Source organism: Evansella sp. AB-P1 (assembly GCF_029688925.1).
GTDB lineage: Bacteria > Bacillota > Bacilli > Bacillales > Salisediminibacteriaceae > Evansella.
Genome location: NZ_JARUKY010000019.1, coordinates 15,454 through 28,757 on the forward strand (window position 1 = coordinate 15,454; position 13,304 = coordinate 28,757).

At 39.5% G+C, this 13,304-nt stretch carries 12 protein-coding genes; 3 read left to right on the plus strand and 9 right to left on the minus strand.

Features of this window, described 5'->3' with window-relative positions:
* Nucleotides 1-15: 15 nt before the first annotated feature.
* The 4 genes from QA612_RS17860 to QA612_RS17875 all read right to left on the minus strand — a co-directional run bounded on the left by QA612_RS17860 (nucleotide 16) and on the right by QA612_RS17875 (nucleotide 5,853).
* Nucleotides 16-3,969, minus strand: a complete 3,954-nt coding sequence (locus QA612_RS17860; protein WP_278285188.1) for a patatin-like phospholipase family protein — start codon at nucleotides 3,967-3,969, stop codon at nucleotides 16-18.
* Nucleotides 3,966-4,985 (minus strand): helix-turn-helix transcriptional regulator, encoded by a 1,020-nt coding sequence (locus QA612_RS17865; protein WP_278285189.1) that lies wholly within the window; start codon nucleotides 4,983-4,985, stop codon nucleotides 3,966-3,968. The genes QA612_RS17860 and QA612_RS17865 overlap by 4 nt, the downstream gene beginning before the upstream one ends.
* Nucleotides 4,986-5,022: 37 nt before the next feature.
* A complete protein-coding gene (locus QA612_RS17870; protein ID WP_278285190.1) occupies nucleotides 5,023-5,328 on the minus strand; it encodes a hypothetical protein in 306 nt (101 codons plus the stop codon).
* A 234-nt stretch (nucleotides 5,329-5,562) separates the two neighbouring features.
* Nucleotides 5,563-5,853 (minus strand): hypothetical protein, encoded by a 291-nt coding sequence (locus tag QA612_RS17875; RefSeq protein ID WP_278285191.1) that lies wholly within the window; start codon nucleotides 5,851-5,853, stop codon nucleotides 5,563-5,565.
* On the opposite strand from QA612_RS17875, the gene QA612_RS17880 reads away from it, so the two are divergent.
* On the plus strand, nucleotides 5,853-6,101 hold the full coding sequence (locus QA612_RS17880) for a hypothetical protein (RefSeq protein WP_278285192.1): 249 nt from the start codon (nucleotides 5,853-5,855) through the stop codon (nucleotides 6,099-6,101). The two genes, QA612_RS17875 and QA612_RS17880, sit on opposite strands and share 1 nt — an antisense overlap.
* Nucleotides 6,102-6,334: 233 nt before the next feature.
* On the opposite strand, the gene QA612_RS17885 is transcribed toward QA612_RS17880, so the two are convergent.
* The 3 genes from QA612_RS17885 to QA612_RS17895 form a co-directional block, all read right to left on the minus strand.
* Nucleotides 6,335-7,273 (minus strand): nuclease-related domain-containing protein, encoded by a 939-nt coding sequence (locus QA612_RS17885; protein ID WP_278285193.1) that lies wholly within the window; start codon nucleotides 7,271-7,273, stop codon nucleotides 6,335-6,337.
* Between the two features lie 408 nt (nucleotides 7,274-7,681).
* The gene (locus tag QA612_RS17890; RefSeq protein WP_278285194.1) at nucleotides 7,682-7,891 is read right to left on the minus strand and encodes a hypothetical protein; all 210 of its coding nucleotides are present in this window, start codon (nucleotides 7,889-7,891) and stop codon (nucleotides 7,682-7,684) included.
* 165 nt (nucleotides 7,892-8,056) lie between these two features.
* Entirely contained in the window at nucleotides 8,057-8,527 is a 471-nt protein-coding gene (locus QA612_RS17895) for a glycine zipper domain-containing protein (protein WP_278285195.1), read from the minus strand.
* Nucleotides 8,528-9,139: 612 nt separating this feature from the next.
* On the opposite strand from QA612_RS17895, the gene QA612_RS17900 reads away from it, so the two are divergent.
* Both QA612_RS17900 and QA612_RS17905 read left to right on the plus strand, forming a co-directional pair.
* Complete coding sequence (locus tag QA612_RS17900; RefSeq protein ID WP_278285196.1) at nucleotides 9,140-9,463, plus strand: TM2 domain-containing protein; 324 nt, start codon at nucleotides 9,140-9,142, stop codon at nucleotides 9,461-9,463.
* A gap of 123 nt (nucleotides 9,464-9,586) precedes the next feature.
* Complete coding sequence (locus QA612_RS17905; protein WP_278285197.1) at nucleotides 9,587-10,240, plus strand: ABC transporter permease; 654 nt, start codon at nucleotides 9,587-9,589, stop codon at nucleotides 10,238-10,240.
* Nucleotides 10,241-10,342: 102 nt separating this feature from the next.
* On the opposite strand, the gene QA612_RS17910 is transcribed toward QA612_RS17905, so the two are convergent.
* Nucleotides 10,343-10,624 (minus strand): YqhV family protein, encoded by a 282-nt coding sequence (locus QA612_RS17910; RefSeq protein ID WP_278285198.1) that lies wholly within the window; start codon nucleotides 10,622-10,624, stop codon nucleotides 10,343-10,345.
* A 1,481-nt stretch (nucleotides 10,625-12,105) separates the two neighbouring features.
* Nucleotides 12,106-12,894, minus strand: coding sequence for a SurA N-terminal domain-containing protein (locus tag QA612_RS17915; protein ID WP_278285199.1), 789 nt, complete (start codon nucleotides 12,892-12,894; stop codon nucleotides 12,106-12,108).
* Between the last annotated feature and the right edge of the window lie 410 nt (nucleotides 12,895-13,304).

The following is a 13,304-nucleotide window of genomic DNA, read 5'->3' on the forward strand; positions in this document are numbered from 1 at the left end:
CCTCTTCCCTGTCATCTAGCTCATGAGCTGCTGTAAATCTGCCTCTATCTCTTGACGTTTGACAGCAATCTCTTCCTCGCTTTTACGAATTTGATCCTCTAGTAGCACAATCGTTTGCTCCATTTCCTTTATGACGTCCCCTATCTTTTCTTCTAAGTGGTGAAAAAAACGTTCCCCCATCTCCTGCAGCTGCTTTACTGCCTGATCACGAACATTTTCTGACCCTTGGCGAATGAGTTCATCCAACTGCCGTTCCAGCTCCTTTTCTCTTTCCTGCTTATATAAATAAGAAAGAAACAGAACAACTAAGCTAGCTATAATACCTGCTGGCAAAACAACAGCCGGCAGTACGATTTTCCCAATACCAACTCCTGTCAGCGACGTTAATGCACCTAAGCTCGCCAACGTTCCGGACCCTTTCATTACGAAGCTTGAAACGCCCACTTCATTTTTTACAGCAGCTGAAGATGACACTTCTGTCCCCGTCACATTTGCATCGACCATGATCTCGTCCATGACGGCATACACTCTTTCCTCCACATACTGGGATACTTCTTGTCCGATTTCACGAAAAACGGCACGACTTCTTTCTAAAACAGAAACCTTAAAGGTGTTCTGAATTAAGCCCTCCAGCCTTGATCGAAGTTGATCCTCATCCTTCATTGCCTCTTTTATGCTTGACCTGCTTTGCAGAAGGACCCCGTACACATCGTCCACTACACCAGAAGCCATCCTTCCTTCACAAAGCTCTAGCACTCTTTTTTTCCGGCGCTGTATAAATGCCTTTAAGTCTTGTTCCTTTTTCTTGAGCTCTCGTTTCTTTTCCTCTAAATCATAAAGGGACAAATGCTCCTCTTTACTCAAAAGGACGAGGCCAGCCTGCACCTTCCTTTTCAACTCCTCCACCGAAGCATGGAACGTCCTTTCCAGCAGCACTTCCTTCCGATCATCAATGCTTCTAATCACGTGATTCCACGCCTGCAATTTATTTTCTCCTGCAGAAACGGTTCCAACGAACAGCTCTCGCCCAACCATTTGCTCCGTTAATCCTTTATGCTGCTCCACAATTCCTGGAACATCCTCCGGTACGATTAACTCCTCTTTCGTGAGCAAAATGCTAATATCCATAGGACGATTTCCATCATCAAACACCGCTAAATCATAAAGAAATTCCTTCGTGCTTTCTTTAAAACCGATGGACATATCCACACAGACAATGAAGGTCGTCCCTACATCAATGTAGCTTTGGATCGCCTTATTATGAGCTTCAATGTTGGAGTCAAGCCCAGGCATATCCACTAAAATAACATCCTCGTGGTCAAACAGTTTCCGGTTATTTAGGTGTATTTCGCAATAAGCCATTTCCTGATGGTCCTGCCTTTTCACCAGGTTCCGTTCCGATAATGGGAGCTCCCGCGTCTCCCCAGACTCCATATGAATGACAAACTTCTCCTGATCAGACGGTCGAATCTCCGTTGCAACAGCCGTTTCCGGTGTTAAATCGGCATCAAGAAGATTCTCCCCTAAGTAACTATTCAAAATAGTCGACTTCCCTGCACTAAATGCCCCAATGACAGGGACAATGATTTCAAAGCGAACAATTCTCTGTTCCAACTTCCCAATATCCTTCTGAAGAACCTGAGACAAATCGTGCTTCTTACAAAGCCTACTAAGCTCCCTCAGCTCCTCCACATACCTCTCCTTAGCAACAGAAAGCTTCTTCCTCTCCCGCTTCCCATAACCACCACGCTGCAAATGAAATAACAACTCAATCATAAACGAAAAAACACCAAAGCTAGCGCGTGGGTTGGGGCATAGGGACGGTTCTGATGAGTCATCCAGTGCAGTCCAATGGAACAAATCCGATGAGTCACCCGTTGCAGTCGCAAGAAACTGACCCGATGTTTCATCCAAATTTGACTTGCAAGCTGAGTTACCCAATCCACCTTGACCTCCCGTTGACGATGGCGATTGCTGCAAATTCTCCAACACTTGAAGAATGGACACCGCGCCATGTCCAAACCCATATTCCAATATGTTGTGCCGCCCAAATCCGTCCTGTCCGAGTCCGTCATTACGTCCACCTGCCGCTTCCAAGCCTCGAAACAGACGATCCACTAAGTGCCGCTTCTCAGAAATTTCGACAAAAAAATTCTCTAAATGGATAGAGACCTGGTTCATGTCTAATTTGTGACAGACTACCTTCAGCTTTTCTAGCTCCTTTTCATTCCATTCTCCATTCGTCAACGTGTAGAAGTCATTTGTTACACAAACAACCTTCTCCACTACGGAAAGGTGCCGATACTCCCGCCCTTGATACGATTTCACAATAACAGAATCGGACCAATCTAATATACTCACCCGATTTTCCAAACTCGCAATCCGTTCCTCCTGGCTCTTTAACTCCTGCCTCACCTTCACATACACATTGGCAATCGTTTTATACATTTGAACGGCCTGCTCATTCAGTTCGTCACTTAATTGATCCACCTCAGAAAAAAGCCAGTTTGCCCTGTTTTGCAGCACAGTAGCAAACTCAAAAGTAAGCAAATGCTTCTCCTGCATAAGGGAAATGAGCTTCAGACCCGCAAACTGCCCCTTAGCCAACTGAAGCTGACTTTCAGCTAATACACTTTCGTTTTTTCCCGAAACAAAAGACCAGAGCTTGGCGAAAAATCCTTGCTCTTGAATGTGTTTCGTTCTCCCTTCCTGCGCCGACAGGACCGACACCGCCTCAAGGGCAGCCTGCTCCAAATTGTGGCGATTATCCGTGTTTTGCGAAACAAAGTCGTTCACCCGCCTTGAAATCTGCCCCAATTCATTCCGATCAATTTGCCGCAAGAGGGCGTAGTTTCCCGTATCCAACAAATTTTCCAATCGACTAGGTAAAAAGGCCATGTCCCCCTCAAAATCGTCCTCCCGAATGACGCGCTGAAGCTGGCCGATCGACTGTTTAATTAGCAGCCGATCCCCTTCCTTATCATTAATATCCTGAATCGCCTTTTGGAAGGGCACCTCCTGCTGAACAGCCCTCTCCCACAGCTCCTCGTAACGATCCTCCTGCTGAACGAACACCTCCAGCTGCTGCAGAATAGCCGAAGCATCCGCATAGCCTTGAGAAATTCTCCGCTGAACACCTTCTTGGGAAAAATCCAGTGTCCCTTTCACAAAATTACCAAGATCCGTCGTTGGCACAATTGGGATAATCTTTGCATGAGGATAGTCCTGATACATCAAGAGTTCTGCCTGACTCAACGCCACCACTACAATCACGTCACAGCCCATTTTATAAAGTGGCTCGATTGGCGTATTGTCTATTAATCCCCCATCCCGGTAGCGTTTCCCGTCAATGGTTTCCGAATTAAAGACAACAGGAAGGGAGGAGGATGCAAGCAATATCGTCCGAAGCTTTTCTTCCTCCAGTCCGTTTAGCTGAAAGTATTCTGCTTTTTTCCCCATAAAAAAGTTTTTCATCAGGAGCTTCGATTTATCAATTGCCCGATCAAAGGTGGATTTACCGAAAGCCTTTTCTATGTCGTCCTCTATCTCCACACACGTAGCAAACAACGGAATGGGCGAGCTAGAAAGGGTCGAGAAATTCACCTTTTCATCCATTAATTCAATTAGTCCATCACGGGAAAGGACACCAGTTCCCTCCAGCATTTGGAGCCACTTAAGGACTTTTGGAGGAATGACAGCTCTTCGTCCGACATTTGCCGCCCATTTCACTACTTGCTCCGGCTTCACACCGATAATTTTTTCGGGACTGATGGACATCCAAAGGTTTTCCGCAAGAGCTAGGTCTCCTTGGCAAAAAAGAGCTCCATTCAAAGCCCCGACGGATGTTCCGGAAACGGCCTTCACTTGGTTATGTAATCCAAACTCCTCCATTGCCTTCCAAACGCCAATTTGATAGCTTCCTTTCCCTCCACCTCCAGCAAAAACGAGACCGATGCTCTGATTTATCATGATTGTTGTCCTCCTCCACTGTATACGTGATGCATGTCTAATATGGTCGTTTCCATTCGTTCTCTGAAGTGCGCCGGTTTTACAACCTCAAGATGCGGGCCTTGAGACAGGAGCCACATTTTTATTCCTTCGCCAAACACTTCTGCTTCCACCAGGAATTTGTCACCTGTTTTGGTAAGGATCTTCGCAGTAGGTAATCGATCCAACACTGCTTCGATGGAGGGGCCTTGGAAGTAAAAATGAATTCGCATGATTTCCCCAGGGGTCATGAACTGAATTTTTTTACGAAATTCTCCCTCTTCAAATCGATCCTTTTCTGGAATCTTAAAATGCTCTTGTTGGATTGTGTAGCTCTGGATCCGATCCAGTCGGTATATGATAGGGAACGGCATGTCTTCCTTTTCTTTATAAGCGATTAAATAAAAGTAGTATTCGGAAAAAACAAGTCCAACTGGCAGTACGACCGCGTCCTTGGACACGATCGCCTTTTCTCTCTTATAGTTAATCGTTAGTTTTCGATGCGTCCGTATAGCCGTGGTCACATCCCAAATCAAGTGTAATAAATTTTTGTCGTGCTGAAGTGGAATATAATGAAAGGCTTCATTTCTCACAACCTCTTTTATGTGCTTTCGATTTCCTGCTGTAGATTGAAGCGTTAGCTTATGTATGAGATTGGCCATTTCATTTTTCGGAAAGGCCCGGCTCTCTAACAGCACTTTGCCAATGGCCAAAATTTCTTCGTTCGTGAGGGCATGTTCCTGTTGTTTATTTAGGACGTAACCCTTCTTTTTTCTATCATATTGTAAATAAGGGGTGGGATGGGTCCCGTGGTCGGGGATCTGGGAATCGGGATGGGTGTGCTCCTGATCAGGAACAAATTCCGTTTCGTAATCAGGTCCGATTGCCCCCTCAGTGCGCTTCCCCTCCCCTAAATAGCGGCGAATATCCTCAAGATCTCGCTGAATTGTCTTCTTATCTACGGCAAACCGTTTCGCCTCTTCTTCTTTGGAGATCACATCTCCCTTTTGCAAGCGTTCATAGATGGATAGAATTCTATTGGTCTTCGATTGGTCGTTCCTCTGATTTCTTCTCTGCTGCTGACTGATGGCCTTCCCCTTCTTTCTCTTCCCCTTGGCTTGATGTAGGGGCTCCTTGTCCCATATCTTTTTTACTAGTTTTCTGTTCTCCCTTATCCTCCCATTTTACCATTTCCTTTGAAATTTGTTCCACTTCAAATATCGTTTCTGAAAAAATCTCATCTAGTCCTTCTAACGCTTCTGTAAAAATTTCGTCCAATTCCTCTACCATTCCATCAAAATACCCTTCATCACGAAGCTCCTCAAATGATTTCATACTCATTATTATCTCCTCCTATTTCTTTTGTAAGGCTACTATAACAAAGGGGTGTGGACATATATTGTCCATGCGATGGTCTAGCGAGAAGGAAATTACATTTATGGGGAATTAATTTTAGTAGAGACCTGGACTGGATGTGGAATCATTGACAGCACGTTGGATGGAGATTGTTATTTTCAACTATAAGTGGAGTTTCAGTGAGAATGAGGAATTGTGGTATGAAAGTGTCCGTCATTCCTACCGCAAATAGTGTAGACGATTAAATGCAGTTTGAAAGAAGCCACCATTCTTCCTGCAAATGAGAAAAATTGATTTGCAGTCATATTGGAGCTGTCCAATCAGCCTGCAAATGAGAAAAATTGATTTGCGGTCATATTGGCGCTGTCCAATCAGCCTGCAAATGAGAAAAATAGATTTGCGGTCATATTGGAGCTGTCCAATCAGCCTGCAAACGAGAAAAAAAGATTTGCAGTCATATTGGCGCTGTCCAATCAGCCTGCAAATGAGAAAATAGATTTGCGGTAACATTGGCGCTATCCAATCAGCCTGCAAACGAGAAAAAATGGTTTGCAGTCATATTGGCGCTGTCCAATCAGCCTGCAAATAAGATAAATAGATTTGCGGTAACATTGGCGCTGTCCAATCAGCCTGCAAATAAGATAAATAGATTTGCGGTAACATTGGAGCTGTCCAATCAGCCTGCAAATAAGATAAATAGATTTGCGGTAAGAAAGAAGTCGTTACTATTAACAGGAATACAACAAAATATTTGCTAGGTTTAAGCAAGCGTCTAGTGCTGGAGAAAGCTAGAAAGCATATTTGCTAAATTTAAGCAGGTGTATAGAGCTGAAGAAAGACGAAAAAACATCAAATGCACAGTCCAATGAGTCTGCAAACAGTGAAAAAAATATGCAGAAACATATAAACCATTAATAATACTACAAAAAGTTAAGTCGAAATAAGCCGTACAGTCGACTCATTTTCTTCTTAAAGTTCTTCTAAAAGTTTATTAAACTACAAAATATGAGTATCGATTTTTTCCCACTTTATTAAAATTTTTTTTTAAAACTCTCATTATGACTTTTGGTGACTTAAACACTCCACACCATTGCCAAATTGAAGAAGTCGTCACTTTTCTGTCCGGAAAAAGTAGCTTGTACTCTTTAACGGCGCGTAAAATACTTTCATCTACTTCCTCTACATGACCACAATTATTACAAAAAATCTGATGCATTTTAGTACCACCAATTAAAATAACATGTAATGATCGGCAGGAAGCACACGAAATACCTTTTTTTATCGTTTCAAAACTGTACTTAGGGATATTTTCAAATGAAGGCCTTGAAATATGCATAGACTTCAGTTTTTCTGCTAGCTGCATGTGTCTTTGATTCGGCTTCACAGTTAATTTTTTCCCCAAGTCTTTCATAAACCGATTTAATTGTGTTGGGAAGATAATTGGACTGTCTTTTGAAGAGTTATAGAGAGTAAATTCAGGGTGGATAAAAATGAGGTTAGATTGAATTTGTAGATTGGAGTTAATTCCTTGCTGTTGCAGCAATTGCCGCAGTAATGTTTCACTTCGTTGCATTTGATGTAGTGGATTTGTGATAGCATTATTTGTTTTACAGAAGAACCATTCACCATTTTTAATATAGTAATCTCCTTCGAAAGTCTTTATTTCGAAAACGTAAATGGTGGAGGTTGAGAGGAGAACAGAATCTAGCTGGAATTGTGTATTGTTGTGCTCAAGCAATAAATCATTTAAAACAAGACAATTCTCGTTTGGTACACTTTTGGCTAAAAGCTCATCGAATTGACATTCACCTTCAAACCCTTTTCTCATTTTCCAAAAATATTTCTTTTCTTTTTCTGTAAAGCTTACGCGACAGTTCAGTAAGTGCATTAATGTTAGTTCATGAGACATCATTCGAGATTTTATCTCCATGGCAACACCCGCTTTCGATAAAATAATTCTATATATTACCATTTAATAGTATGCGATAATACAAATATTTACAAGCTGAATTTGTTAAAACCACAAAATAATTATCCTACACCAATCCTGTGCCTCAAAAAAACATGCTTACATCGGAATTTATATCTATCTATCACCGCAACCACTGCAAACGTGAAAAAAAGATTTGCAGTAACATTGGAGCTGTCCCATCAGCCTGCAAAACTTGAAAATGACGTTTGCAGGAACATAGAACACTTCCTATACGCCTGCAAACGTGAAAAAAAGATTTGCAGTCATATTGGAGCTATTCAATCATCCTGCAAACCTTGAAAGTGATGTTTGCAGGACCATAGAACACTTCCTATACGCCTGCAAATGAGAAAAAAAGATTTGCGGTCATATTGGAGCTATCCAATCAGCCTGCAAATGAGAAAAATTGATTTGCGGTAATATTGGCGCTATCCAATCAGCCTGCAAACGAGAAAAATTGATTTGCGGTAACATTGGCGCTGTCCAATCAGCCTGCAAATAAGATAAATAGATTTGCGGTAACATTGGCGCTATCCAATCAGCCTGCAAACGAGAAAAATTGATTTGCGGTAACATAGAAGCACGCCAATCTACCTGCAAACCGTGAAAACGATGAAATCATCGTCATCCAGTCTCCTAGACTTTCAAAGTGGAAATTTTATGCTTTCTTATCATACAAAAAAGGACAAGTTTGAAGTGCAATCTCCCTTGTCCTACTCTTCCATTGTCCCCATCAATACCTCAAATAGTCTTTCCCTTTTTCTTTGCGTCTCCATCCAAACCTGAACCAATGGCTAATCCTATCGCAATTCCAATTGGTAAGCCCATGCCAACATTATCAAAAACAGCAATTCCAAAGACGAGACCGAGACTTGTGCCAAGAGCCATGTAAGTACTCAAATAGTGACCCTCAGCAACTAATTTATGTTGTTTCCGCAAATGTGAAATCATATCATTTACTTTCCTCTTATGCTGTACAATATCTTCTTCATAAAGCTGATTACCCTTTTGTTTTTGACTAATGTCTTTAAGGTGATCTTCTAAAGCAGACAACTGAAGATTACACCCTTCACATTCAGTTGAAAATTCATCCATTTTTTTAATCATTCTTTCACACTTACTTAGAGCAAGTTTATTAGCAACTTTTTTATCAATAGAATGTTGAAGTTTTTTTAAAAGGCCGATGATTCTTTCCTTTCGCTGATTATCCATCACACTTGCACACCTCTCTTGGATACTGGATATAGTTCCCTTAAACCGTTGTGCCGATGAAATAAATACTTATTTGTTATTACGAACGAAGCCATAAATAGTTTCACGGCTTCATACAAAACATCTTTTACGGGAAAAAATCAGCATACATACCTTCCACTTTTTTCACAAAAATCGAATGATGCTTATCCCCCCTGGTACATAAACTCAACATGATTAGCCATCATAATAATTACGTTCGTGTATCCAACTGTATCCAACTGAAATAATTTTAAAGGAAGAATGGATCGTAGGAACACCGTGAATTCACATAATCATAAGAAAAGGGCTAGATTCCTGGAGCTAGACAACTTTCATAGCGTCCAAAATTTTATAAATTCTGCTTGTCTTTCAAACAACACGTCGTCTTTGTAAAGGAAAAATACAAAGACACTATTATGTCCTTTTAAAAAATTCAGTTAGGTATCTACTACCCAACTGAATTTTTGATTCCCTCTTAATAAGATTGTTTTTAAAAAAGTGTAACTATTCAAACAGTTCAGTGCATATGCTCTATACAATATTATATACTTGTTGTTGTATAACCTTATCCTTTAAAGGAGGTGTAGTAGTTTGGACAATCTATTATTAAAGAAGGATTTAACTGCAGAGCAGCTAGCTATGGTTCAAAGCGAATTGGAAAAAAGCCAGAAGAACAAAGTAGTTATGTATCTTTTATGGTGGTTTACCGGTTTTTTAGGTGGACATCGCTTTTATATAGGCGATGTAGGTTATGGTATAGCTTTGTTATTTTTAGGTTGGCTTACATTATTTATTTGGCCTTTTCTTGATGTATTTTTTATTGGGAAGCGTTTAGAACAAAAGACAAATGAACTAGAAAATGAACTAATCAATAAAGTAATCAGATATACTAAAAAATCAGAAACTGTTTATTGATTATGAATTAGATTCTCTTATTATTTTTTTAACTTTTGGAATCATAAATGTTTATCCTTTCCTACCAGAGTACTAGAACTAATTATAGTACTCTTTTTACTTTTTGCATTACTCGGACGTCTCTTGCTCCCCTTTGCTTTAGATATGGGTAGTTTGTTTATCTCCGTCTTCATCCCAATTAGTGTAATTATTATTGGTGCAGATATTGTATCAACGGAGATATCAAACGGGACCATGAAAACATTATTACTTAGACCTCTTGGAAGAATAACCATTATTCTGTCAAAATGGCTTGCATTTTTTATAGCATCTATTGGTGTTATGATTTTCTCTAATGTCTTAACATTTATCACTTCCTCGTTATTCTTAGGAATAGGAAATTGGAATGACCACATCGTTATTGGTTCAGATCAATTTACTAGTGTACCTCTATGGCAATTTATATTAATTAGCTATGGACTTAATTTTTTTATCGTTCTAGTACTAACAAGTGTTATCCTGTTCATCTCTGTACTCTTCCAAAAATCGATTGCTCTGTCCATTAATATGTCGATGGCAATGATTATTTTAGGATTAATCTTTAGTAATCTCCAATCCCAAATTACAAGTTTAAAATACATCTTTGTTTTACATTTGGACCTAATAGCACACCTTCATAATCAATTTGCAATACAAGACGCAACTCTTGTTTTTTCCGTAACGATACTGTTCATAACAGCATGTTTATCTTTAACTACATCATTCATTCTGTTCAAGAAAAGAGATATGTTAGTTTAAGAAAAGACATGCTTCGAGAAGTAAACCATTAGTTTGTATATTCCTACTGAAAGTCATCTCCACTTTTCTAAAGATGGAGATTTTTATTATGGTGCGTCCCCGTTACCTTTTCAATCCAAATATAATAAGAAACACCCCTAGACCAACAATGATAAGTTTACTAAATGGTAATTTGTCTGACACACCAACAAGTCCAATGGTCATGGTAACAATTAAAATTATAGGTCCAACTAGTGCCAATAGGGCATTTACTTGAAGTGCTTTTTCAACATTATTAAATTTCAACATGATAAATGCTGCTGTCATTTCAAACAGTCCAGATAGCAATCGCAATACAACCATTCCGATAATTGCATACTCTAAGGACGCAATCCAATTTTTCATCCAACCACCTCTACTCTGTCCACTTGTTTCTAAACTATATGAATGGACAAGGGGTATGATGATAGTTGATTGAGTAGTACATGAAGAAAATTTTAAGGGCATAAAGTGAATTTGGTAGTTGAAGGTGAGGGGGCGTGGGGTGGTTGTGAGACGGTGGGGGGTGGCAGTGGCGCGTTGGGTGGTTGCACGGCAAGTTGCTCATAGAATGTGGGTTTTTGCTCATAGAACTCCAATTCCTGCTCATAGATTCGAATTTCGTGCTCTTAGAACGATAAAAGCTATGTAAATTAGCAAAATCAATGGCCATACTAGCGCCTTTTAAACGATCGTTTTAAAAGGTTTTATAAAAAACACTCTCAAACTTTGATAAAAAAGGTTGAGAGTGTTTAAGTTTTTAGTTACCCGTAGTTTTTTTAAAAGTATCACATTAATGAGGTTTTATGCATTCAGAAGAAATGTAGCACACCAGATGCAAGTCCTCTCCCCTTTAATCCGGTTTGACGATACCTAACCTTTCGCAACTTCGCCATTAATACGGGAGCCTTCTCCAAAACGTTGAAGCTAAAATTGTTCCCTTCATAGAGATGATTAAAACTAATTAATCCCTTCGATTCTAGCTTTCTGATTTCATTACTTACTTCAGGAAATTGACTTATATGGTCCTTATTTGATGACTTAATTAATTCCCATAAAACATTTTCTCTGACCTTTTAACGTATTCATTACACCATAAATCATCCGGTCCTCTTCAGGTAAACTGTCTACTTTTAATTTCATTTAAACCTCCCCTTTCATTTTCACTCTTTATTTGAAAATTCGATTCTATATAATGAAAATATTCGATATATAGGTACAAATCCCTTCTTTATTTCGAAAAAATATTGTGATTTTTCCTATAAACTGTAAAATAAATCGAAACTATAATACGAAAGGCACGAAAACTGGATAATACTTAAGTCCTTATACAAAATTAAAAGTAGATATTGTTCTATTAATAGAACAAATAAAAAAAGAAGATAATGGGATGAACTAAAAATGTGAAATAAAAAAGAGTAGCTATCACCTGACAGCTACTCAAAACTAATTCCACATATTAAATATATATCAAGTAAACTGGTTGCATTTTCAAGATGCACACCGCATCCACAAACCTTTGGCATCAACTGGCGCTTTAAAGTTGTGCGCAACCTTAGTTAGTCCATTTTATCAATCCACTTTACAAATTTTTCTATCGTTTCCACATCTTCTATATAAGACATCATTAGGGAGTCGCCTTTGTTCAATTCATCAACTACTTTTTTAACGTCAGAAAAACCGCCCGTGTCACAGGAATGCACTCAGCAGTCCCACTACATAGGCGGTGTTTAAATTTTTAAAATCATCAAAGTATTGAGAGATCGACTCTCTATTTCGACACAAACCGAGTGGTGCTTGCTATCTTTTCGTTCGGTGGCAGGGACCTTGCACCACAACTGTGGCTCCTACAGATGAATCACAACGTCGCCACTTTCACGTAGGTTTGCAACTATCGTTTGCAACACTTCATTTTCTTGTTGAGAAACTAATTCAGCTTCCAGATTCGGTCTTATTTCCTCGAATGTAGGTATGTCTAATTCGTCCGTATCCTCTCCGGCCATCATTTGCTCTTGCTGCGCCAAAAGATCATCATAAAATGCTTGTAATTCTTCTTCCGTTACCTGAATCTCACCAGCTTCACGGACAATCAACTGATCTATTTTCACCTGTGTTTCAATTTCGGCCATCACGTCTTCTTCATTCATGCCTTGTGCTTCTACCGCCATCAGAAACTCCTCTGCAGAATCCATCCCATTGTGAGAAGCAATTTCATCTAACTTAGCTGCAATGTCATTCTCTGTAACGTCAAAATCACTACTATTAGCTTCCTGATCGAGCAACTCTGTACCTACCATATTTTCAATAACCCGCTGTTTTAAAGCAGATTGGTCTACCTCTTCTCCTGTCATTTGACCCTGCATAGCCATTTGCTGAAATTGGCCAACGTATGTAGCCTCAAAATCTTCTTTCAATATTTCCTGACCGTTAACCTCTGCCACCACATCAGGAACTCCATCTAAATCAGGCTCTGGCATTTCCATCTCTATTTCTCCCATTGCCTCTTCATTATTTCCGGCAGGATCTCCATCCAAATTGTTACCTTCACCTTCATTTCCATTATTCACACCATTACATGCAGCAGTAATTGATACAACTGCAGCTAAGGATAAACTTACAAACCATTTCTTATTCAAATTCATCAAGCCCCTCTCTTTATATAACTTGGTGGCAATTCTAACATACATTATTTCCTTTTAAAAACCCGTTCTGGCTTTCTCAAGGAAATAAGGAACAATTATTCGATTGAATTGTAGAAAAATATGAAAAACTTCCCATAAACGGCATAACCTTAGTTTTATAAGAAACCCTATCTCATCCCTTTCTGTGAGACAACCTCACATCCTCTTCCACACACTAAAGGTAGAATGTAAAAAAATGTGTAATTTCCTACTGAACAATGGAATTCCACCTAAAGTCATTTACTTAGCACCAACAATATCATTCCGCTTAATTGAATGTTTATCATCTACTTGTGATTGATGGGCTAATATCCTACAAATTTCTTCTACCCATTGCACGAATATAATGTTATACTAATCAAGCG

Coding starts and splice junctions, on each gene's coding strand:
- QA612_RS17860 (WP_278285188.1), bottom strand. CDS start 3,969: ATGATAAATCAGAGCATCGGTCTCGTTTTTGCTGGAGGTGGAGGGAAA.
- QA612_RS17870 (WP_278285190.1), bottom strand. CDS start 5,328: ATGAGTATGAAATCATTTGAGGAGCTTCGTGATGAAGGGTATTTTGAT.
- QA612_RS17875 (WP_278285191.1), bottom strand. CDS start 5,853: ATGTTACCGCAAATCTATTTTCTCATTTGCAGGCTGATTGGACAGCGC.
- QA612_RS17885 (WP_278285193.1), bottom strand. CDS start 7,273: ATGGAGATAAAATCTCGAATGATGTCTCATGAACTAACATTAATGCAC.
- QA612_RS17890 (WP_278285194.1), bottom strand. CDS start 7,891: ATGTTACCGCAAATCAATTTTTCTCGTTTGCAGGCTGATTGGATAGCG.
- QA612_RS17895 (WP_278285195.1), bottom strand. CDS start 8,527: ATGGATAATCAGCGAAAGGAAAGAATCATCGGCCTTTTAAAAAAACTT.
- QA612_RS17910 (WP_278285198.1), bottom strand. CDS start 10,624: ATGAAAAATTGGATTGCGTCCTTAGAGTATGCAATTATCGGAATGGTT.